We start from the raw sequence: 21,565 nt of genomic DNA, 5'->3' as shown, positions 1-21,565 counted from the left end.
AATTCTTAGCGTAGCGCTTAGCCCCGCCCGCGTGCCAGCGGCGAGGGCGCAGCCTACCGCTTGGCTACCCTGCGCGTGGCACGAGCAGCCTCTTTCTTGATGGCAGGCCGCGCCTTGGCTGGCCGTGGTTGTGCGAGCGCTTGGGCCCGTGCCTGGGCTGCGGCACTCTCACGCTCGGCGCTATGCTGGGCCCGTTCGGCCGCACGTCGGGCTTGATCGGCCTCGCGCAGTGCCGCGACATGTTCGCGGGCCTGCGTAGCCAGTTGGGCTTTTTGCGCCTTGGTTTCCTGACGCAGCCGATCAATCTCGGTGTAAGCCCGGTCCTCGACCTGGCGCAGGTGCGTCTGCAGGGTCTCGCGTTCGCCCGCAGCCGTGCTTCGTTCCTGCTCCAGACGGGATTGGGCGCTGTGCAACTGCGCTTCCAGGGCATCTCGGCGCCCGCTCAGTTCCTCCAGTTGCCGCTGCAGCGCGACCACCTGTACGGCGAGCTCGCCAGCTCGCTGCTCGCAGACGGCCAACGCCGCCTCAGCGATCTGAGCAGCAACTACCGCCTGCTGGCGTTGTGCCTCAATGGCGGCCATGCGCTCGCGCTCGGCGGTCACGCGGGTTTCGATCTCGGCCTGGGCATTGGCCAGAAAGGCGCGCTCCGGCGCCAGCGCAGCGTCTGCTTGTCCACGCCCGGCCGCTAACGCCAATTCCCACACTTTGGCCAAGGCCACGCCCACATCCTCCGGAACCTCCGGCAGCGCCAGCCGGTGCTCGAGCCGCTGGGAGAGCTGAGTCCACCACGCGTCCAGCAACGGCCCGATCGTATTCGGCGAACCGCGGCCCAGGTGCAGGCGCACGCGTTCGACGGTCGGCCGTTCGCCGGCGCCGAGCAACGCATCGGCCGCCTCAAACACTTCGTTTTCTTGGATTCCTCTGGCCATCTGGATGCCCTCCGACACGAACGCCCTACCCCATTGCCAACCCACGTCCGATAACAGATAGTTATCGGCGGTAGATGCCCTATTCCGTATTATAAAATACATGCGACATGTTAAATCTAACACACTCGTACCCGGCGTTCCCGCCCTCGCCACACTCGCTCCGGATCGTCTCGCCGCACAGGCCGCCGATGCCGTGCGCGAACTGCTGGCCGAAGCTGCTGCAGCCAATACCACCCGCAGCTATGCCACCGCCCTGCGCTACTGGGCGGCCTGGTTCCAGGGCCGCTTTGGCCAGCCGATCACGTTGCCGGTACCTGAGCCGGCGGTGGTCCAGTTCGTGGTCGACCACCTGACCCGGCGCGGAAAGACCGGGCTGACCTGGGAACTGCCGCCGACACTGGATGCGTACCTAGTCGCCGCCGGCCTCAAGCAGAAGCCCGGTGCATTCAAACTCACCACAGTCGTGCACCGCGTAGCCGTGCTCTCGGCCGCCCACCAAGCGCACAAAGCCGCTAACCCGTGTGAAGCGCCCGCCGTGCGCCAACTCCTCAAGCGCGGCCGTCGGGCGGCCGTCAAACGCGGCGAGCGACCGCACAAGAAGACCGCCATCACCCGCCCAGAGCTCGAGGCAATGTTGGCTACTTGCGACGACTCATTGGAGGGGCTTCGAGATAAGGCACTGCTGCTGTTTGGCTTTGCCAGTGGCGGGCGCCGGCGCAGTGAGATTGCGGCGGCTAACTGGCAGGACCTGCGCCGCGTCGGCGAGGACGCCTTCGTCTATCGGTTGGAGCACAGCAAGACTCAGCAGGCCGGCCCTAGCGCCACTGCCACACCCGACAAGCCAGTGCTGGGCCGCGCAGGGACCGCGCTAGCGGCATGGTTAAGCGCGGCTGAGATCACTGAAGGTCCCATCTTTCGCCGCTTGTGGGGCGAGCGCGTAGGCCCGGCCCTTTCGCCTAAGGCGGTAGCCGCGATCGTGCAGCGGCGGGCGTTGCAGGCTGGGTTGAACGGGGACTTTGGCGGCCATAGCCTGCGCTCGGGCTTCATCACCGAAGGCGGCCGCCAAGGTGTTGCCTTGCCTGCCCTCATGGCGCTGACCGAGCATCGTTCGGTGGCCCAGGCGATCGGCTATTTCCATGCTGGTGATGCATCGAATAATCCGGCCGCTCGTCTGTTAGATCCGTAGCGTGACACCCAGCCCGAACCGGTATTACGCAACCCCGGTGGCACGAAGGCAATCAAGACATCTACCCACGTTCCTTCAGCCGCTGCCGCGGGCCACCACGGTTCGAAGAAAGCAAAACCACTTGCCGCAAACATGCTTCCGCGCCGCGAGTAATCCATGGTCACGTCGCTTTCATAGGCGAAGGGCCTGCGTGACCGTGCCCTGCTCTGCTTCGGATTCGCGAGTGGCGGTCGTCGGCGCAGCGAGATCGCGGCTGCGGATATGCGCGACCTGCGCAAGGTCGGCGAGGTCGGCTACATCTATCGATTGGAGTATTCGAAGACTCAGTAGGCTGGGGTGAAAGCGGACTCGACGCCGGACAAGCCAATCCTAGGACGCAGCGCCGAGGCACTTGCGGCTTGGCTGGAAGTCGCGGGGAGCTACGAAGGGGCGATTTTTCGACGGATTTGGAAAGAGCGCGTCGGCCCTGCCCTGCCACCCGGCTCTGTGGCTGCTATCGTAAAGCGGCGGGCCCGCTTGGCGGGGTTAGAGGGGGACTTTGGGGCGCATAGCTTGCGGTCCGGGTTCGTCACCGAAGCAGGCAGGAAAGGCATTCCCTTGCCGGCAGTTATGGCGATGACCGAACATCGTGCGGTGGCTAGCGTGATTGGATATTTTCAAGCGGGCTCAGCAGAAGATAATCCCGCTGCACGACTTCTAAGATGAATGATAAAAAATGTCGGTTGCCGTGGCTAGGATAGACGTCGATGCTGGGTCAGCTGATGATTAGCGGTACCAATTGGTTTGGGATCTCTGCTAGATGTCCTGAGGAAATGGAATTTCTATTAGCGCCGGGGGTGGGTGCGTGACGCCTGAGACAATCTCGCGGCTATTAGCCTCGATGAATGCTGGTCGCCTTCTTGTGGTCTGCGGTGCGGGACTCTCGATGGCGCCCCCAAGCAGCCTGCCGTCGGCCCGCACGGTTGCTGAGCGATGCTTCGACAAATACCGTCTCGAATCTGATCCGAATTGCGACCTTGGTCTTCGGGACAATCTGGAGGCACTCGCCGAGCACTTTGCAGGCCTCAACACTCTGCAATCGGTCTTCATCGAACACCTTGTGCCCTGGCCTGCTTTTGTGCAGCCTTCGAATACAGGGCATGCGGCGATCGCGGATTTTCTCATCACCCGCGCCGCCGTTGCCGGCATATCGAGCAACTACGACACGCTGATCGAGCGACGCGCTTGGGACTACGGCGCGGACTTCCGCAGCTCGCTCGACGGAGACGAGGCCACGTCCCATTCCGTCCGCCAGGCACCCTTGTTGAAATTCCATGGCTGCTCCCAACGGGATCGGCAAGCCACAGTCTGGGCACCTTCACAGCTCAATAATCCGACCATCTCGGGGCGCATTGCGCGAAGTAAAGTCTGGATGGCTGCCAACCTTCGGCAGAAGGACCTGCTCGTCGTCGGCTTTTGGTCTGACTGGCAATACCTCAATGCCGTGATTGGCGAAGCGCTGATCGACGTGCAGCCGTTGTCCGTGACCGTCATCGACCTCTCGCCGACAAACGCGCTCGAGCAGAAGGCCCCGAAACTCTGGGAGATCGCGCACGCACAAAACGTGACGTTCGAACATGTGCAAGAGTCAGGAGCTGCGGCGCTTGACGAGCTTCGTCGAGCTTTCTCATCGAGCTACCTCCGTCAGGTCCTGGACGCCGGACGAGCCGCCTTCGAGCAAGCTACCGGAGCCCAGTGTGACCCGGCTTGGCTAGACGTTGGAAATTTCGACAGCGAAGCCCTCTATGGTCTGAGGCGGGATGCCGAAGGCGTCTCGGCGGCAGAGCCGGCGAAGCTCTTGCGTCCGGTAAATCCAGAAACCCTTGGCTTCTTCCACTTGCTGCTCCGTCAGGCCGGCGCCGTTCAACGCGCCGATGGTTATGATCTGAACGGGCGGAGCATCCGGGTCCTCAACGGGGCGCAATGCATCCTCGGGACGCTACGTGGGAAGTTCGTCGAGCCGCCTGCCGCTGTGCAGTCCGACATTGTTGTCGCGGTAGGTGCGACCGACTTGGGCGTGCCGGACAATGTCGTGCGCAGCGGACGCACCGGTAACGTCATTCGTCCAGACCCAGCGGGCGAATGGTATGACCTTCCTGGGGCAATAGCTGCGTTGGGCATCTGATGGACATCTTCACCCAAGCCGAAATCCTCCTTCGTGACGCACAGTATGAGACCTGGACGTGGACTGGCTCGACCCGCCCGGTGGCCTGTTTCGAAAGCGCGGCGCTGATGGGATTCGTCCACGTCTTCGATAGTGCAGATGCTCTCCTCGGCACGTGGGAGGAGAACCAGAAAATCACACTCGCTCGGCATGCCGCTTCGTTGCGCGGAGCCGGAGCGAAAGCATGGAACGTCTATTCGGTCTTTCTGACACCGGATCAGGATGCGCGCCGAATGCGCGAGATCGAGCGCATCGAAGAAGATTTCTCTTTGACTCGGAAAATCGCGAGGGCCTCCATCAATACACCTGGTGACGTTGAGAAGGCGCTGCTACCGCTGCTGTCGATACGCTCCAAGCCGCTACTCGGCGCCTCCAACTTCGAAACGAGGCTGCGGACCAGGCTGAAGGACATCCCTCCGGATGCCGTGACCGCTTTCCTAAGCGAAACCACGCCAGCAGAGATCGCTCGCATCTTGGGGGCGACGTCATGAGGCTCGATTTCGTAGAAGTATGCGGCTTTCGTGGCTTCAGGGATCTCGTCCGGATCAGTTTCGGACGGGGCTTCACTGTCATCACCGGTCGCAACGGCGTGGGCAAAAGCACGCTGTGCGATGCGGTCGAGTTCGCGATCACTGGATCCATCGACAAGTACGTCGTCGAAAAGGCCGCGAAGGAGAGCCTCAGCGATTACCTTTGGTGGCGCGGCGAAGGTGTTCCAAAAGCCCACTACGTGACAGCCTCCTTCATTGACGACAGCGGCTACCCGTTCACCATCACGCGAACGCGAGAACGCGGCTCCGATCGTTCACCGGAGGAAATCCAGTCCGCGCTTTGCCGCGGACCTGCGCCAGACGACGCACTTCGGCAGCTCACCCGGACGTCGATCATCCGCGACGAATGGATCGCCGCGCTCAGCCTGGATCTCACCGAAACGGAGCGATTTGATCTTGTGCGCTCGGCGCTCGGTCCATTGGAAGGGTCGGAAGCCGGTAGTAGAGCCAAGGAAGTCGTGACTGCCGCCGAAGCCGCGCACACTAAAGACGAGGCCACCTATGAGGCTGCCCGCTCGCGACTGGCCGACAGACTGACGCAGCAGTCCGAGACACAAGCCGCGCTCAGCAGATCAGGGGACGTGTCCGGCGCGCTCCAGGTGATCGCTGCCGCGGCGCCGGAGGCGCCCATCGAGCTGACGGCACGTCTGGCTGCAGGTCGAACCGCGCTCGCAAACGGACGAGCCAAATTGGGCCGGATGGGCGAAGCGCTTCAACTCGGTCGAGAGGTCGCGGCGGCGCAGGCCCTCTACAACGCTCCCGAGTCCGCGGCGAGACGCAAGGCCGCATTGGCAGCGCATGAAGCAGCGCAGCGCGAGCACGAGGCTGCACGGCAAGTCCTTTCTGAAGCCGAACAACGTCTCTCGCGGGAAGAAGAGATGGACGTGATGGCGGCGTCGCTGAGCTTCCTCATCGAACACGGCGAGCGCCTCGGGCTGCACGACGATCATTGCCCGCTTTGCGCAGCCCATCGAACATCGGACGAGTTCGCCGCCGGCCTGGCTGCGGCGCGGCGACGGATCACATCAATGGCGTCGGGCGTTCAGGCCGCTCGCGATGCTCTCGCCTCCGCAAAACAGAACGCGCTGCGACCCAGCCTCACGTTGCAGACAGCTACGGTCGCGATCCAAGCGGATGCGGACGAGGTGCGGCGCCTGCGCGACTCGGAAGCGGCGCATGTGGATTTCTGCGATCAGTGGGGGCTCGATCACCGCTTCATCAAGGATCCTGACGGGCTGGAGCAGGCCATTTCTTCAGAACGCGACCGGTTGATCGACCTCGAGCGCGCGCTACTCGTGCTGGAGGCCTCGCAAGCTCTGTCGCGAATGTCGTCGATCGAGAGCAACATCTCGGCGCTGCGCGCTGAAATCGATAAGCTGGCGCATTCGGTTGGCCAGTCGCAAAATGCCGTCACAGCAGCCCGCGAGATCGAACGCTCTGTGAGACGTGTCAGCGCGGAAATCATAGATGAGCGCCTTGCTGAGATCAGCCCTCTGCTCAACGAGCTCTATCAGCGCCTGCGACCGCACGCCGACTGGCGGACAATCGACTACAGCATCCGTGGTGACGTCCGACGCTTCCTAAGCCTCAAGGTGGGCGATGGGCTGAATCCGCAATTCGTCTTCAGCAGTGGTCAACGTCGCGCTGCCGGTCTCGCTTTCCTTCTCTCGGTCCATCTTGCGCGGGCATGGACACCGCTCAGGTCCCTTCTGCTCGACGACCCCGTTCAGCACATCGACGATTTCAGGGCCCTTCACCTGGTCGAAGTGCTCGCTGCTCTGCGCTTGGATGGGCGCCAGATAATCTGCGCCGTCGAAGACCCCGCGCTGGCCGATCTGCTGTGCCGGCGCTTGGTGAGCACTTCTACGGAGGGAGGCCGGCGTCTCGACATCGACCTTGGACTGCTCGGCGCCACAAGCGTTGTCATCGACCAGGAAATCAATCCGATGCCGGTCGGAGTTTTGCGTGGTGTCGCCACCGCATGACGGCCGATAGCGGGCAAATCGAGCTTCCGGCAACGCGCAAACGTCGAGCGCACGGCCCCTGGAGCGATCTGGCGCTCCACACCATTGGCTGGCGCGCGTTTCAGGATCTTTGTTCGCAGGTGTGCGAAGTCGTACTCGGCCGACCCGTAGAGATCTTCCGTGAAGCGCATGACGGCGGCCAGGACGCGGTCTTCCTCATCGCCTCGGGAACGAACGCACCGCCCATAGGCACGGTCCAGTGCAAGCATACGTCCGATGCCATGAGGGCCTTGAAGCTCAGCGATATCACCCCCGAGCTTGAAAATGTCGATGAACTCGTCAAAGCCGGTCAGGCGGACACCTATGCCTTCATGACGAACATGAGCATAGATGCACCTGTGGCGGCTGCGATTCGCGCCAGGCTCCGAGCGCTCGGCGTGCGTAAGCCTCACATTCTTGGTCGCCAGTATATCGTCCGAGTCATCAGAGCTAGCGCGCGGCTGCGTGCCCTCGTCCCGCAGGTTTACGGCTTGGGGGATCTCACCTCGATCGTGGACGAGCGGCTAAGCGAGCAAAGCCGGGCGCTGCTTGACAGTTGGATTCCAAAGCTCCGCACCTATGTGCCCACAAAGGCCCATCGCGACGCCGTCAACGCCATTTCCAACCACGGCGTAGTGCTCCTGTTGGGCAATCCCTCAAGCGGCAAATCAGCGATCGGCGCGATCGTCTCGACGATCGCTTCGGAAAACCCGGATAACACCGTTCTCGCTCTGACCAGTCCCCGCGATTTCGAGGCTGGATGGAATCCGAACGATCCGGGCCGCTTCTTCTGGATCGACGACGCGTTCGGCTCGAATGTGCTACGCGACGACTATGCGCAGGACTGGGCGTCGGCCTTCTCGAAGCTTCGAGCCGCAATCAAGCACGGCAACCGCTTCCTCCTGACCTCCCGCAAGCATATCTATGAAGCGGCACGGCGGCGGCTGGGACAGCGCAACCTGGCCCAATTCGCTGATGGCAGCGCCGTTGTCGATCTCGGCGAACTGACATTCGAAGAAAAAGCCCAGATCCTCTATAACCATGTGAACTTCGGTGAGCAGAGCCAGAGTTGGCGATCAAGCATCAAGCCACACCTAACCGCGGTCGCCGCCGTTCGCGACTTTCTTCCTGGGATTGCCGAACGTCTTGGTGACCCGAACTTCACCAAGGGGCTCGCGCCTCGTGAAAGCTCCCTAGTTCGCTTCATGGAAGAGCCGACAGAGCATTTGATCGATACGGTCAATGCCCTGGATGATCAGCTTCAAGCCGCGCTCATCTTGGTTTACGTCCATCAAGCCGGCTTCGATCCTAGCGACCACGATGTGTGGGCTGCCCAGGCGGTCGCGGAGCTGACGTCGTACAGCCTCACCAAGATCCAGGATTGTTTCGCTGAATTGAAAGGCTCGTTCTTGAAGCTCTCCGGATCAAAGTGGACCTTCGCCCATCCGACGATATCCGACGCGCTGACGGAGATCCTGCGCCAGAAGCCGCATATGATGGCAGCGCTCATACGGGGCGCGACGATCGACACCATTCTCAACAGTTTCACGTGTGAGGGCTCGCCTCTCATTAGAGACGCGCTTGTCATTCCGACGACGCTCGACGACGCACTGGTCGCCCGGCTTGGCCACACCCCCGATGAACGGCACCGGAACTGGATGCTATTCCACTTCTTGTCCTATCGGGCGAGCGGACCCGTGTTCACAAAATTGGTGCAGCAGCTTCCAAATTTACTTAGACGGTCCTGCTGGCAAACCGACCTCGCCGGCAACAATCCCCAGATCGCCGCGTACGCCCGAGCCCATCACCTCGGTGTGTTATCGGAAGATCTGCGCTCGGAGGCCGCCGACACATTGGAATCGGCCGTGCTCACAAACCTGGATTCATCCATCTTCGACGAACCAGAGATGCTGGCGCTCATACCGCCGCTGAGACTGGTCGGCATGGGATTGGCACTGCGAACAACCGTGCTGCCCTCGATCGAAGAGCGGATCGACGAGATCGTCGCCGACGCTGACTTGGACGAGGAGCCTGACAACCATTTCAAAAAGCTTCTTGGTGTACTCGATCGCATTGAGACGATCGGCGTTGACGCGGACGCCACAGCGCTGATCGACGACGCGCGTGATCAGGTGAAGCGGTCAATCAAGGGACTGGAGGAGCGCAAGCGCGAACGGGAGGAAGGCTCAGAAGACGAAGCGGATTGGACGCACATCGTGACGCAAAAAAAGGAGGAAGCTTCGGCTCTCACTCCGGTCCCCACGAAGCGCTCGGTGTTCGACGATGTCGACAAATAGTCATGAAGACGCGCAGCGGCTGAGCTCCAGCCAGTCGGGCCCGCCCTTGACAGATAGCGCGGATGCGAAGCGTCCCCTACGAGGCGCCGCAGCTGCTCAAGCGGGTTTCGACTATCAGCTCGACGTCTCAATCCTCGCGGCCCTGCAACTTCTCCTCATTTCTAAGTCGGCTACGCGCCTTGTGCTCGAGCCCGCGAACGAAGAAGATTTGGAAGCGGATCTTGAGCCCCACAAGCCGGGACGCCTGCAACCAAGTGCAACCGTCGCAGGCGGGTACAAGCTTGTCGTCCAAGTCAAAATGGACAACGGCGAGCCGTGGTCGATCGAGGATTTCGAAGCCCTGCTCAAGCACGGCTCTGAAAAAAAAGGTGGGCGCCGAAACGCCCTTCATCATCTCGACGAACCGAATACTCGTTATCTGCTCGTCACTAATGCCGACGCAAAAGGCGTCGCACGTGGACTGCTGGTCGAAGGCTTCGAAGAGGTCTCGGACAAGGCAAGCTTTCCGCCGAGCCTGCACACGACATTGAAAACGTCGCCCGAAGGCCGTGTCGCGATCTGGGGGAAGCTTACCGAGAAACATCTCGCATCCGATATCCGAGCGCTAATGTCGGACCTGTTGCACGTTCCCAAGGTCGAGCAACTAAATCTCCTCCAAAAACTCCGTCTCGAAGCCAGGCGGCGGACCCGAGGCAGCACGCCCGGTCTGTGGACGAGCGATGACCTTCTGGCAATGGTGCGGGCGCACGGCGGATTCCTGGCCAGCTCCGCCAGCCTCGAGCATTTCGTGCCCCCGGCGAACTTTGACGAGATGCTCAAGGTCATGAACGACAAGAACGCAGTCGTCATTCGGGGACCTTCGGGCACAGGCAAGACGCAGGCAGCGCTCAAGCTGTGCGATATCGCGCGACGGCGTAATGCTGTGCTGGAGGTCGTCACCATTGGGGCGGACGATGCGCCGACGAGCGTGCGCAAGGTCGTCAATAACGGACCGACACTCTTCTACGTTGATGATCCATGGGGCCAATTCAGCCTACGCGGGGGCAGCGAGGCTTGGACCGAGCAATTGCCACGCCTCCTTGCCAAGGCTACGCCGGATCATCAGTTCATCGTCACCTCCCGCAGCGACATGATGCAGAGCGCCAAAGTCGGCGACAGCCTCAACGCATGGTCGGTCGAGTTGGATGCGGGCCAGTACCGGGACGGTCAACTCCGCGAAATTCATGACAACCGCATGGACCAGCTAACGGCCGCCCTGCAGACCAAAGCGTATGCGTTTCGCAGTGAGGTGCTCAAGAGGCTTAGCACGCCGCTTGAGATCGAGTTGTACTTTGCGCACATGCAAACCGGCCACGATGTCGGCGAGGAAAACCACATCTTCTTTCGCCGGTTGCTCGAGTTGGCGCAGCGCGATGCGGTGGAAGGCGTTGTCCTCAGAGCGCTATCGTCGATCGACACATGCGGCACTTCAGCTATTGTTTGGGCGCTGCTGGCGGCAAGAGGTCAGTTCGACCGCAGCCGACTCCACCCTCTTCAACGCGCGCTACGCGGGCTGGATCGTGCACTCGGCGACGGCTTGGATCGACTTACAGACCGCATGATCGCGGCCCGCCATTTGCGTCAGCCGGCCCGCACCATCGCCTTTGCTCATCCTAGCGTCCGACAAGGTTTTGAAGCCTTCGCCAAGGAGAACTGGGGACAGAGCGAGGCTGCGATCAAGGCTCTGATCGCAGCGCTCGCTCAGTTGCCGTCAGCGCATCGCGATTGGGGCTTGGAAACCGCCGCCCGAATTTTTGAAGTGACGCGCTCGTTTGCTCGCCGAGAGGACGTTGATCAGACCTTCGACATTGACTCCGGCAGCAAGGAAGCGATCGATGCTTGGCTGGACGAAAGCCTTATGGATCCGGCTTCCAAGTTCGCGCCCTTGCTGGAGTTGGCGTCGGAGGTGGGCAGCGATGAGTCCATACCGAGCCGCGTCGCGAGGTGGCTGTTGAAAGGCACGCAGCGGGGAGCTTCTTTCTTCGTTCGTGACTGGCAACCGACGATCTTTGACGATGCCTGGTACGACGCCGTCGCAGCGAGCCCGTTCGCGGCCAAAGTCGCAGAGCGATTTATTCGTGAGCAGCTTGGCTTCGACCGAGGGAATTACGGAGCGGGATTCGCAAAACGGCTCGATCGCTTCGCACCCAACTTGACCTCCGCCTATCACGACGCCGCGCGCCAGATGGTCGGCAACGGCTTCGAGCTCAACGCCGACGCCGTCGCGGCCGGCGCCGTGCGCGACCTAGATGGATTTGAGATCGTTTTGCAGGCCGCGCTGGACGACCTCGCGAGCATCCACCGCGAGTATCTTCAGAGCGGCCGGGAGGCGTGGCGTGCGATCGAGGATGGCGAACGGAATCATGCCGTCGAAGAGGCCACCCAATCTAGCCATGAAGGCGACGGTTACACATCCGGCGTCTTCATCGACGCCTATGTCCAGCAGCTTCGCGCAGAGGGTCGCTGGTTGGTCCTTGCCAACCATCGGCGCGTCGCTGATTTGGTTCCCGCTTGGTCGAAAGCGCTCGTGATGTCTTCCCACCTAGTGGATAGAGATGAGCTTTTGGCTATTGTCGCAGCAAGCAAGGATATGGATAACGAGCTAACTGTTTGGGCTGCGGTGCGGAAGCACTGGGTTGCAGAACTGGAGCCTGGGCTCATTGCGCATGTCGCATCTGTTCCCTCTTCGGTCGATTTGCGTAACGAGCTTGTGCTTACAGCGCTGGAAGTCGCGCCGAATGCGCTGATTACGGCGTTCCAAATGAATTGCACGCAACTTGATCGGCAAATCAAGCTGCTCACTTCCATGCAGAAATCTCGTCGGCGGCTGGGGGAAAGCAGTCACGCCAAGCTAAGCCCCGTCGTTGGCGCACTTCCAGATCAACTCAAGGAAGTATTCGATGCCTTTCCCACCAAGAAGCGGAAGGCCCGCGCGGTCAATGGTCTAGCGCTCATACTCCTGACAGGCTGCGTACCACAGCTCGATGCGGAGGCGCTTGATCTGGTTGTACCCGTCATCCTTGCAAGCAAAGGCGACGCATCGGATGCGATCGCTCAATGGCTGAAAATTGCCAGCTGCCAGAAGCATGCCGTGAGTGCGACCGAGGCTGCGATTGCAATTGGCAATATCACTCTCGTTCAAGCAGCGCTACGACATCAGCGCGCCGACGCGCGCCGTGCGGCGCTGCTTCATCTATCACAGGCATCCACCAATCCTTTGCCACCGGAAATCCTCGAAATGGCATCCGACCCCGGTAGCCGAGTACGCGGCGCATTAGCCGATCTACTCGCGAAACGGCCGCACCCGGATCACCTAAACACACTGCTCACTTTAATACATGACACTTGGTCGAGCGCCGCAGCATATTACGACGATCCCCCGAGCTTTGATATCGCGAGAGCCGCCGTTGTTGCCCTTGCCGATTACACCCCCCTATCCGATGCAATTGGCGATTCGCTTATCGATCTTGCGAATACTACGACAGACAGAGCGCTTAGCAAGTACGCCCTTATCGTCGCCGCGAATTGCGGCAGCTCTGAAATCCAACAGCAAATCTGGAGTCTCATCAACATTCCGGAAGCGCGCTGGATTCGGCTTGATGCCATTGATGCCCTGGCCGACGCTGATTCCTTAAGCTTGAGTGTCGTCGGATACCTAACTCCTGATTTTCTACTGCATTCGCCAGCTATCGTTGCGGCATCGGCGGCGCACCTCGTTGGGGCTCATGCTACGGCGAACGATGCTCTGAAAATCTTTGAACGGATCGCCAACTCGAATAAGCGACGCGCTCTGCTGCTCGTCGGGGCCAACGCAATGGCCGGGCGTGACCGCGTGACTGCTGACCGGATCCTTGATTTGCTGGAGCCCGGCCATCCTGGGCGTCAACTACTGGCGGCGACCGAACCTCTCTCTGGATCCATTCTGGATGATCTTTGCGAGGTTCGGCTGCGAGAGGCTGTCCGAACGCGACTTGGTGACCGCATTGCCTCTTGACGAGCTTCGGTACCAACTTCCCGAAGTGGTTTCGCTAGATATGCCGCTCCGTAATGCCATCCACTCTAGCTTCAGGGCAGATACCGCCGCCTACCCCTGATAAATCTCCCTAATCTCTACCCTGCTCCGCCCCAGAGTCACCTCCCCCTGAGCGGGGTGCGGATTCTTTTGAGTCTGCGCGCGATTTGCACTAGAGAATCAGGAAACGCCGTGCGTTGGCTCGAACTAGCTGCAAGGTCAGCTCGTAAAGATCAGGTGTCAACTGAATGGCCTTGAGCCGGTGGACAGCAGATTCCATGGAGAGCATGACTAGCAGATTTGGCCCTATCGGCATAAGAGCGTGCGTTCCTGGATCGTTGCCGATGGCCCAGCCGAAGTTGCCCGATGACAACTGCGCTGACTGCAATGGAAAGCAGGCTCGATCGCAGGTGATAGAGACGGGTTTTTGAGAAAAAATAGGTTGGAACTAGGCCTTGAAAGCGCTTGAGCAAGGTTGAATCAAAAGCTAATTTGGCCATGTCATGCGGTGTCTGCGACGCAAGCGCCGCTGCTTGAGCCGCATCCGACTGATCATGCTTAAGTTCATTCTGCAAAGCCTCGAGTGCAGCCGGCGTCCGGAAATAGGCTACTGCCGCGAGGCCCTTAATGGCAGTGTCGAGGCTTGCATCCGCACCTGCAGTAGCCAAATCGGCCGTGACTTGCGCAATGTTGGACCCACTAGCCGCAATCGCGTTCAAGGTCGCCGCATGCGGATCATAATTACTCTCGTAAGGCTGGAACATCTTCTCGATCGCGTTATCTGGGCGCGTGGCGTCGGCTTCGTAATAGAATCGCTCGACACACACGTTTTCAGGCGATGATGAGAAATCCCTCTCCGACACTCGATCTTCGACGCGAACTTGGCCACGAGCGTCCGCCCAAGCCTTCAAGTAGGTGCGCGGTACATAGTGTTGCCGGACAGTACTGAGCATGGACGCGGCTCCTTAGAAGTCAGCTCATTGTGCGGCATCTTGCGAAAATCCCCAGCGCGGCTCATTTGGGTTTGAAGCGTCCCGGACGAAGGTCGAGCGTTGGCACCGGTCTTCGGTAGTACTTCACCGTCGGTGCAGAAGGTTTGCGAGCGCTCGTAGAAGAAAGCCGCCTGCGGAGCTCTTCATTGGCCGATCGGGCAGCGTTATTGACCGAAAGCAAACAGCCGCTACCCTCGATAAACCTCCCTAATCCTAGAAATCGGATAGCACCTCCCTGCTTAGCCCTGTGTGCCAAGGTCCGCTTTCGGCCAGGAGCGGACCTTAGTGAAGGACCGCTTTCTTCTGGATCCACCCAACGAACAGAGTGGAGGCCCACGTTACACCACCCCGCCAGCCCCCCATACCGGCCGTTGCATATCGGCTCGATGGATCAGTTCGCCGCTCCTGGCGGCCATTCCTCCGGAACCAGCGCGGGCGGCTTGGTCCACGGTTTCTCGACCAGCGCGTCTTGGAACCACTGATCGCGCAGGTTCGCATGCTCAGTGACGATCAGTTGGAAGCCTGGAACATCGTCCTGTGTGAACTTCAGCAACAACTCGAACAGCCGGCGCACCGCATCAAGGTCGGCGTCGGATTCCGTCTTCTGCACGGAACCGTCGGCATCCCTGTAGACCTGCTCGGAGGGGAAGTAGACCTGGGTTGGTTGGTCGATCAACAGGAAGCGCGGAATAGGACGGTTGTTCTGCGCCGCGAACAGGTGCAGGGCGAGCAGTGCTGACAGATGGTAGGCCAGATGGTTCTCGCCGCCGCCGGTCCTTCCCATCGGCACAGGACGCTCGGGTCGATCGAAGATTATTGTCAACTGCGGCAGGTTGAGCCGCGCAGGGTAAGGACCGAACTCGGCGTTGAACTTCTGGATGTATCGCGACACCTGTGCGGAGATGTTGTTGAGGATCGAGGTCAGGCGTTCGCTGCTGTCGTCGGCACCGATCTGCTCCTCAAGCTGCTTAACTTTGTTGATGAGACGGCGATTCTCTGCTTCCAGTTTGGCAAGATCCTCATTCGGGAGGAGCGTTTCCAGGAACAGGCTGATACGGCCGACCACGCGCGCGGCTGCGTTGTTGCGGGTGCCCATCTGGGCGATGACTTCGTTGGCCGAAATCGCCGCGGATAGCTCCGCTTCCTTCTGCTTGATATCGCCCGCGATCCCATCCGCTTTGCCGGTCAGTTCGGCGAGGTAGGCTTCGAGCTTGGGGCGCTGGCCGGTGGCGATGCGCAACTCTTTGTCGAGCGATTCCAATTCGTTGAGCAGGACGATGGCGACCGGGGATTCCAGCGCCAAGTTTTGCTCGCTGAACGGCCATTGCCATTCGCCACTGTCGGGGTTCTTCGGCAGTGCCTTGATTGAGGCCAGCCGGTCTATCTGTTCGGCGGCCTCGTTTTCGTAGCCACCCGCCCGCTTGGCGAACTGTCGTGCCGCGTCGATCCGGTTCTGAGTATCACGGCGATCCTGACGCAACTGGACTAACTCATCCTCCAGAAACGAAACCCGGCTGCCGTCGTCGTCTGGCACCCTCTCAGGCTTCCACGACAGCGCCGACCTCAGTGCGTCAATGATCCCGTCCGCATTCGGGTTCTCATCGGTGTTGCCAATGACCCCCACTGTCTTTGCTTCCGAGTAGAGGCCGATGGCTTGTTCATGCGATGTGTCGACGGCGTCGCGCGCTTGCTCTAGCTTCTTGTTGCTGACCCTCAGATCGCGCTGCGCTACGCGTAGCTTGGATTCCAGCTCGTAGCGATCGTGGGAGGAGACGCCAAGCAAGATTGGCAACGTGTCGCGGATCGCCTGCGGTTGGAACTGCTCGTTCTGGCGATAGAAAAGTTGATCCTTGTTGGCGACCAGTCCCTGCTTCTGGAACAGGTAGTAGAACGTGTGCTTGACGTTCGCGTCGTAACTATCTCGGCTGTGCTCAAGCGCGACTTCGGTGCGGTTCTCGGGAATTCCAAGCAAGCGCGACAGCAGTTCGACAATGCTGTCATCGTCAGTGTTGACCGCCAGATCCTTGAACTCGGGCACCTGCAATTGGGTACCCCTTCGCAACATTGCCGTGCTGCAACTGGCGCCACTGCCGGGCGGGGTCGGCTTGGCAATAAGCACTTGTTCTTTCTCGAACTGGTAGATCACCGCAAACCAAGACACTTTGTCCCGGATGATGCCTTCCGGGACGTTGAACGAGGAGCGTCCCATGCAGTATTCGATAATATCGGAGAGCGCAGACTTGCCGGTGGAGGAGCGACCGGTGATGACATTGAGTCCGTCTACCTTAAACCGGAGGTCTCGGCGCTGGCCGTCATGGCTGTAGATGTGGATGGATCTGATCTTCATGGACGAATCCCGAAAGTCGTATAAACGGTCGCCCGGTCGGCTATGCGTGCAAATTCCTTTCCGACGATCCGCGCCACTTTCTGGCAGGCGACGGTTTCGGCGGTGCCATCTACGCTCTTGCGGACCTTCCTGGGCACGGTCTGGATGCGACCGTCGTCCGTGACGGCGATGCAGCCTCTTTCCATTAGCAAACCGAACCCCTCGAAGGCATACGGCAACATCTGCGTGACCCGGTCCGCGAAGCCCACCATGATTTGCTGGTTCTTCTCCGCGGTCTTGAGCAGGTAGCTGCGTGGACTGCTGGCGATCACTTCGCGTGAATCCTTGTGCAGGCACAGGGGTAGTACAAGCAGCGACAGTGAGAAGGGCATGCCGCGGGCATCTTCTTCTTCGTAGCCATGCAGGGCGCGGAACAGGACCAAGCCACAGAATGCAGGGTTGAACAGGTTCCGAATCTCGAAGGGGCGCTGATCCCATCGCTTCACGATGCCACCCCCAGCACCTGGCCAAGGCGGTCGAGGAATCTGGGATGCCAGTAGACCTTGGGTTCGGGCGTGGCATCTGCCAGGATGTGGAAGCTGCCGCGAAGGACATAGGGCTCCGTCACCCGTGCGCGAATGCGTAGGGATTCGATCTTCCCAGTCTCAAATTCCGCCCAGTTGTAGAGCGCCGCGCCGGCTTCGCGCAGTGCTTCTTCCGCGCTGTCGTCCTTCAGCTTCTCGAAAGCGACATCCTTGTAGCGACCCCACTCATCGGTGAGGCGATCTTCGTACTCCTCGACCTCTCCCAACACAAGCAGGTTCTCGCGCGCCCAGGCCGATCGTTGTTCGAACGCCCGGTAATAATCCAGAATCGCGCTCCTGATCCGATTTGAGGAAATGCCGATCTCGCGCAGTTGGGCCACGAACAGGCGTGGGTCGGCATCAGTGTCGATCTCGTCTGCGGGCGCCTTTCCACGGAAGGTGATAGGTAAGTTGTCCGCCTTGTATTCCTCGGCGAAGTTCGAGAGCTTGTCCGAGACTTCGTAGCCGAAGATCCCTTCCGACTTGGCGCCAGTCAACTGCTTGATCATCGCATCGGTCCACCAACCCTCCAGCCGCTCGAAGACGAACTCTCGGTGCTCGCGCCGGATGCTTCGCATGTGCTTGTCCCTTATGAGCGCCGGGATGTCGCCGATGCGTGGGCTGCCATCGAGGATCAGGATGCGTTCGAGAAAATCCTGCTTTTCGGGATCTCTCAGTTCATTGAACGCCTTGGCGATCGGTGCGATGAGTTTTGATGTCGATTCGGCAAGCGCGGCATCGGCCAATTCGGTAAGCGTTGCCGCATCACGGGAGGCGACAGGCTGATCGGGGAGAAGATGGGCAAGGAACGAGCCGGTGGACACCGTGCCAGTGGTGAACAGGAAGAACCGCAGGTTCGACGCAGCGCGGCCATCTCTCTTGTACCGCACCAGCCAGATGTTGACGGACTTCCAGAAATCGGTTGATAGGTCGGTGAGCCTATCGCCGATCGCTTTGTGCTTCAACGAGGCCAAGGACTTGCCACCGTCGCCGTCTATGAAATCGAGGTCATCGTCCTTTTCGAGGAAGATGGAAGTATCTTCCGGCAATTGAAGCACTTGTAGCAGCGCGAGACGTGCCTGGTAGATATATCCCAGACCCTGCTCGCCGGCTGAAAACTTATCGGTGGGCGCATCGACCATGCAAAGTCCTTGTGCTGTTCTTGGAGGTCGGGGACGACGATAAGCTAGGGCCACATAGCGCATCTTCCGATGCGTTATGTCTTTACTCTCTTTTCCCCCGACTATGGCCGAAAATCCGCCCCCCCTGCCTGTCCATTCCTGGCAATAGTAACAAATCGTTTTAGAGCGGCTAACAAAACGTAGCGAGCAGCCGTCAGGTGGGCGCGGACGGCGCGCAGGAACGACAGTGTACGAGTGGTACATGAGGATTCTGAGCACCGGCCGCGCCCGCCTGGCGGCCGCGCAGTAGTTTTGTTAGCTGCTCTTAGCCGGGGGGATCAATTTTATATTTCGCTGCTGGGGCGGCGCATGGGCACCTCCACGACCTTGAGCCTGACTCGATTCTGGAGATTGTTGTGCTCTTCGAAGTAGCGTGCAGTCGAATGCTTCTTGACAGTACCATTGAGCCGTAGCTTGACCGACGAGAAGCACCGATTTGAATCAGGAACCACCAGATGGAAATGTAGTCGGCGACCTTGGTATTGTCTCGCAAGGTAAGCATCGGCCTTGTGCAGAATCCAACGAACTTCATTGGCGCTGATGCGCTTTCCGAATGTATATTTGCACTGGACGTAAATGGTCTCGTCATCGCGTTCAAGAACCAGATCCACGCCGCCGTCCACGAAGCCGAATTGAAGTCCTCGGTACGTCACCGCATAGCCTTGAGCCTCGAACTGCAAACCGACATGTCGTTCGTACACATAGCCCCAGTGAGAGGGTGAAAGCGAAGCGTAGGGGAAACAGTGAACTGACTTTCCGTCCTGGACCACGTGCAGCACTTTGTTCATGCTATCGAAAACTAGATGGCCGGATCTCAATGCTCGTCCGAGCCGCAGTCGTTCCTTCGTAGTGCTGCCTTCTCTTGTGGTTTCAGTCGTCATGATCTCTGCTGTTCGGCGTCGATGATCCTTCTCTCCGTTGACAACGATAGCCCAACTGGGCGTCTCCCGGCCTTGCCGGGCCGCGCTGTCGTGCTGCGCATAGATCCGAAGACGCCAACGCGACGTGGACCTAGCAGCACCGCCAAAACCAACTGGCCGGCTTGCCGGTGCAACAAAGCCCCCTTGCGGGGGCCTCGTTCGTCGGCGCTTGGGTGGGGATTCTCGTCCCCGCCCCCAACGCCGGGTGAGATGGCTTGGACGGCGCACCCATGGTAGCGAAAGCTCTTTGGGCCACCATCAGGGGCCATGTCGACCGGCTGTCAGACTTCTTCCAGGAACGTGTCGGATTTCTCAGCCAGCCACTGCTCCACGGCTTTTCCTTTGAGTTCCTGAGCCAAGTAGCTGGAGCAAAGCGAGGTGCCGTCCGAACGCAGGTTGGCCACCGTATGTGCGGCCAAGACTGCAGCCCCCAGAAGGTGTACCTGAGTGCGCCCGCTTTCCTCCCAACCCTTGGGGAGGGATTCAATGGCGGCCAAGGCCTCTTGCCCTGAAAGGTATTGGATGCAAGTGAGGTAGGACCACTGGAGGCCCACTTCCTCGCGCAAGCGCTTGCCGGCGGCCTTCTCGTCCAACCGGCCTTCAACACTGTCCAGCAACACTTGGGCGGCCGCGATGGCCTTGCCTTGGGGAGAGAGCCGGCTCTTCTTCTTGGGGAACGTTCCGCGCACGATCAGGCCTTCTTGGTTGCTTTCTTCGCAGGCTTCTTGACGGCCTTCCGGGCGGCTTTACTCACCGGCTCGCTTGCCTTCTTGACCACCATGGCGAGTGCCTTCTTCACTCTGCCATCGGCTGACGGGAACTTCACCGGGATAGACCTTAGCCCATGCCTTGCCCTCGGCGGACTTGGCCCATGCCTTAAAGGCCTTGGGGGCCAAGCCGCGGCCTGCCCAGGTTTCCCCGCTGGGAAGGAGGTACTTCGGAGCCACCTTGCCGAGCTTGCGGCACTTGCGGGACCGCGCGGCGTCCTTGGGTGCGCGCAACGGCTTGGCGTCGATCGTTTCCCCGATGAGCTTGGCCACCTGCTGCCGCTGGGCGGGGCTGAGGATCTACGCATACTTCTGGAGGACCACTAGGGCTTTCGGCACCTCGCCGTCGCGCTTCTCCACCAGTTCCTTCTGGGCTTCGAGCTGTTTGATCTCGGCATTGAGGGATTTCAGCGTGATCAGGGGCAAGGGAGGGCTTCGTTTGGGAATTCAACGGTTATAGCCCACCGCTGGGGCATGACCACCCGACACTGCCTAGGACTACCAGGAGAACCAAGTTTCCTTCAATTTTCCACTGGGTCACTTCGGGAACGGTTCTGGATCTTCTTTACATCTGGCTCAAGCTTCTTGTTCTGGTCCAGAAACTTGGGTCACCTCACAGCCGGGCGATGGCCGTGAGGTGATCCATCCCGGCCAGAGCGAACGTGCGCCGAGCCTGCCTCAGGTGGCAGTAGCCGATCAAACAGAGTGGCGATGAGGGGGGGGCTGGCGCACATAACAGGCAATCGCTGAGGCGTAACGGTGCGCCATTGCGGTGCCTGGTGAATCGCCCAGAGCGCTGTAGACAGGCACCACCCTCACTGGATGTCCGCTATTGGCCAGAGGCGGACCTCTGCCCTACCCCCGATAACGCTCCCTAATCCTCTGCCCCGCCCTGCGCAGTGTCCGCTCTCGGCCGTACGCGGACATTCGTGCGGGTCAAGCGTGTCATGTTCATACTGGGATCACTCCTCGGCAGCGGTCCGACATATCGGCGCCGGTCTCAAGCAGAAAGCTGCTTTCCGCCTGTGACGACTCATTGGAGGGACTTCGAGATAAGGCACTGCTGCTGTTTGGTTTTGCCAGTGGCGGGCGCCGACGCAGTGAGATCGCGGCAGCTGACTGGCAGGACCTGCGCCGCATCGGCGAAGACGCTTTCATCTATCGGCTGGAGCACAGCAAAACCCAGCAGGCTGGTCCGAGCGCAACTGCCACACCCGACAAACCGGTGCTGGGCCGCGCAGGACTCGCCCTGGCTGAATGGCTGAGCGCGGCCGACATCACAGATGGGTCCCCTCTTCCGTCGCCTGTGGGTGAATGCGTCGGTCCTGCCCTGGCGCCGAAGGCGGTTGCAGCGATTGTGCAGCGGCGGGCATTGCAGGCGGGGTTGAACGGGGACTTTGCCGGCCACAGCCTGCGCTCGGGCTTTATCACCGAGGGCGGCCGCCAGGGCATCGCCCTGCCCGCCTTAATGGCGCTGACTGAGCATCGCTCCGTCGCGCAGGCGATCGGCTACTTTCAGGCCGGGGACGCGTCAAGCAACCCAGCGGCTCGACTGCTTGATCTCTAGCGCGGGCC

At 60.4% G+C, this 21,565-nt stretch carries 15 protein-coding genes, 1 other RNA gene and 2 pseudogenes; 8 read left to right on the top strand and 10 right to left on the bottom strand.

What is annotated here, in order from left to right:
- Nucleotides 1–53: 53 nt before the first annotated feature.
- Entirely contained in the window at nucleotides 54–929 is an 876-nt protein-coding gene (locus EO139_RS09375) for a DNA-binding protein (RefSeq protein WP_164737143.1), read from the bottom strand.
- A 100-nt stretch (nucleotides 930–1,029) separates the two neighbouring features.
- Between EO139_RS09375 and EO139_RS09370 the strand changes: the two genes are divergently transcribed.
- From EO139_RS09370 to EO139_RS09340, 7 genes and pseudogenes are all read left to right on the top strand, one after another.
- A complete protein-coding gene (locus tag EO139_RS09370) occupies nucleotides 1,030–2,115 on the top strand; it encodes a site-specific integrase (protein WP_065031339.1) in 1,086 nt (361 codons plus the stop codon).
- Nucleotides 2,116–2,295: 180 nt separating this feature from the next.
- Nucleotides 2,296–2,820 (top strand): annotated as a pseudogene (locus EO139_RS09365) (site-specific integrase); the annotation flags it as partial.
- Between the two features lie 175 nt (nucleotides 2,821–2,995).
- Nucleotides 2,996–4,279, top strand: coding sequence for an SIR2 family protein (locus EO139_RS09360; RefSeq protein ID WP_206514016.1), 1,284 nt, complete (start codon nucleotides 2,996–2,998; stop codon nucleotides 4,277–4,279).
- Entirely contained in the window at nucleotides 4,279–4,809 is a 531-nt protein-coding gene (locus tag EO139_RS09355) for a hypothetical protein (RefSeq protein WP_065031341.1), read from the top strand. The genes EO139_RS09360 and EO139_RS09355 overlap by 1 nt, the downstream gene beginning before the upstream one ends.
- Complete coding sequence (locus EO139_RS09350; protein ID WP_065031342.1) at nucleotides 4,806–6,854, top strand: AAA family ATPase; 2,049 nt, start codon at nucleotides 4,806–4,808, stop codon at nucleotides 6,852–6,854. Before EO139_RS09355 ends, EO139_RS09350 begins: the two co-directional genes overlap by 4 nt.
- Complete coding sequence (locus EO139_RS09345) at nucleotides 6,851–9,169, top strand: hypothetical protein (protein WP_065031343.1); 2,319 nt, start codon at nucleotides 6,851–6,853, stop codon at nucleotides 9,167–9,169. Before EO139_RS09350 ends, EO139_RS09345 begins: the two co-directional genes overlap by 4 nt.
- Complete coding sequence (locus EO139_RS09340; protein WP_196768837.1) at nucleotides 9,156–13,202, top strand: hypothetical protein; 4,047 nt, start codon at nucleotides 9,156–9,158, stop codon at nucleotides 13,200–13,202. The genes EO139_RS09345 and EO139_RS09340 overlap by 14 nt, the downstream gene beginning before the upstream one ends.
- Before the next feature lie 251 nt (nucleotides 13,203–13,453).
- Here EO139_RS09340 and EO139_RS09335 read toward each other — a convergent pair whose 3' ends face one another.
- From EO139_RS09335 to EO139_RS21780, 9 genes are all read right to left on the bottom strand, one after another.
- Entirely contained in the window at nucleotides 13,454–14,173 is a 720-nt protein-coding gene (locus tag EO139_RS09335; RefSeq protein WP_081280518.1) for a DUF4238 domain-containing protein, read from the bottom strand.
- A gap of 430 nt (nucleotides 14,174–14,603) precedes the next feature.
- Nucleotides 14,604–16,559: a DUF3732 domain-containing protein gene (locus EO139_RS09330; RefSeq protein WP_065031345.1), complete on the bottom strand. Its 1,956-nt coding sequence runs from the start codon at nucleotides 16,557–16,559 to the stop codon at nucleotides 14,604–14,606.
- Nucleotides 16,556–16,981 (bottom strand): three component ABC system middle component, encoded by a 426-nt coding sequence (locus tag EO139_RS09325; protein ID WP_231110578.1) that lies wholly within the window; start codon nucleotides 16,979–16,981, stop codon nucleotides 16,556–16,558. Before EO139_RS09325 ends, EO139_RS09330 begins: the two co-directional genes overlap by 4 nt.
- A gap of 59 nt (nucleotides 16,982–17,040) precedes the next feature.
- A complete protein-coding gene (locus EO139_RS09320; RefSeq protein ID WP_065031347.1) occupies nucleotides 17,041–18,264 on the bottom strand; it encodes an ABC-three component system protein in 1,224 nt (407 codons plus the stop codon).
- Nucleotides 18,265–18,431: 167 nt separating this feature from the next.
- Nucleotides 18,432–18,507, bottom strand: a non-coding RNA gene (locus EO139_RS09315) — sX9 sRNA.
- 80 nt (nucleotides 18,508–18,587) lie between these two features.
- Nucleotides 18,588–19,184: a restriction endonuclease gene (locus EO139_RS09310; protein WP_081280519.1), complete on the bottom strand. Its 597-nt coding sequence runs from the start codon at nucleotides 19,182–19,184 to the stop codon at nucleotides 18,588–18,590.
- Nucleotides 19,185–19,504: 320 nt separating this feature from the next.
- A complete protein-coding gene (locus EO139_RS09305; RefSeq protein WP_065031349.1) occupies nucleotides 19,505–19,912 on the bottom strand; it encodes a hypothetical protein in 408 nt (135 codons plus the stop codon).
- Between the two features lie 57 nt (nucleotides 19,913–19,969).
- The gene (locus EO139_RS21665; RefSeq protein ID WP_231110579.1) at nucleotides 19,970–20,263 is read right to left on the bottom strand and encodes an H-NS family nucleoid-associated regulatory protein; all 294 of its coding nucleotides are present in this window, start codon (nucleotides 20,261–20,263) and stop codon (nucleotides 19,970–19,972) included.
- A 27-nt stretch (nucleotides 20,264–20,290) separates the two neighbouring features.
- Entirely contained in the window at nucleotides 20,291–20,416 is a 126-nt protein-coding gene (locus EO139_RS21780; RefSeq protein WP_256359909.1) for a hypothetical protein, read from the bottom strand.
- Nucleotides 20,417–21,002: 586 nt separating this feature from the next.
- Between EO139_RS21780 and EO139_RS09295 the strand changes: the two are divergent.
- A pseudogene (locus EO139_RS09295) lies at nucleotides 21,003–21,557 on the top strand (site-specific integrase); the annotation flags it as partial.
- Nucleotides 21,558–21,565 lie beyond the last annotated feature (8 nt).

The organism is Xanthomonas sp. BRIP62411 (assembly GCF_003993525.1).
Taxonomy (GTDB): Bacteria; Pseudomonadota; Gammaproteobacteria; order Xanthomonadales; family Xanthomonadaceae; genus Xanthomonas; species Xanthomonas euroxanthea.
The sequence above is the reverse complement of the archived record's forward strand: the minus strand, read 5'-3'. Positions and strand labels throughout refer to the sequence as shown.

Bases quoted from the DNA above. Each gene is read 5' to 3' on its own strand.
- EO139_RS09375 (WP_164737143.1), bottom strand. From the start codon at position 929: ATGGCCAGAGGAATCCAAGAAAACGAAGTGTTTGAGGCGGCCGATGCG.
- EO139_RS09370 (WP_065031339.1), top strand. From the start codon at position 1,030: ATGCGACATGTTAAATCTAACACACTCGTACCCGGCGTTCCCGCCCTC.
- EO139_RS09360 (WP_206514016.1), top strand. From the start codon at position 2,996: ATGAATGCTGGTCGCCTTCTTGTGGTCTGCGGTGCGGGACTCTCGATG.
- EO139_RS09355 (WP_065031341.1), top strand. From the start codon at position 4,279: ATGGACATCTTCACCCAAGCCGAAATCCTCCTTCGTGACGCACAGTAT.
- EO139_RS09350 (WP_065031342.1), top strand. From the start codon at position 4,806: ATGAGGCTCGATTTCGTAGAAGTATGCGGCTTTCGTGGCTTCAGGGAT.
- EO139_RS09345 (WP_065031343.1), top strand. From the start codon at position 6,851: ATGACGGCCGATAGCGGGCAAATCGAGCTTCCGGCAACGCGCAAACGT.
- EO139_RS09340 (WP_196768837.1), top strand. From the start codon at position 9,156: ATGTCGACAAATAGTCATGAAGACGCGCAGCGGCTGAGCTCCAGCCAG.
- EO139_RS09335 (WP_081280518.1), bottom strand. From the start codon at position 14,173: ATGCTCAGTACTGTCCGGCAACACTATGTACCGCGCACCTACTTGAAG.
- EO139_RS09330 (WP_065031345.1), bottom strand. From the start codon at position 16,559: ATGAAGATCAGATCCATCCACATCTACAGCCATGACGGCCAGCGCCGA.
- EO139_RS09320 (WP_065031347.1), bottom strand. From the start codon at position 18,264: ATGGTCGATGCGCCCACCGATAAGTTTTCAGCCGGCGAGCAGGGTCTG.
- EO139_RS09310 (WP_081280519.1), bottom strand. From the start codon at position 19,184: ATGACGACTGAAACCACAAGAGAAGGCAGCACTACGAAGGAACGACTG.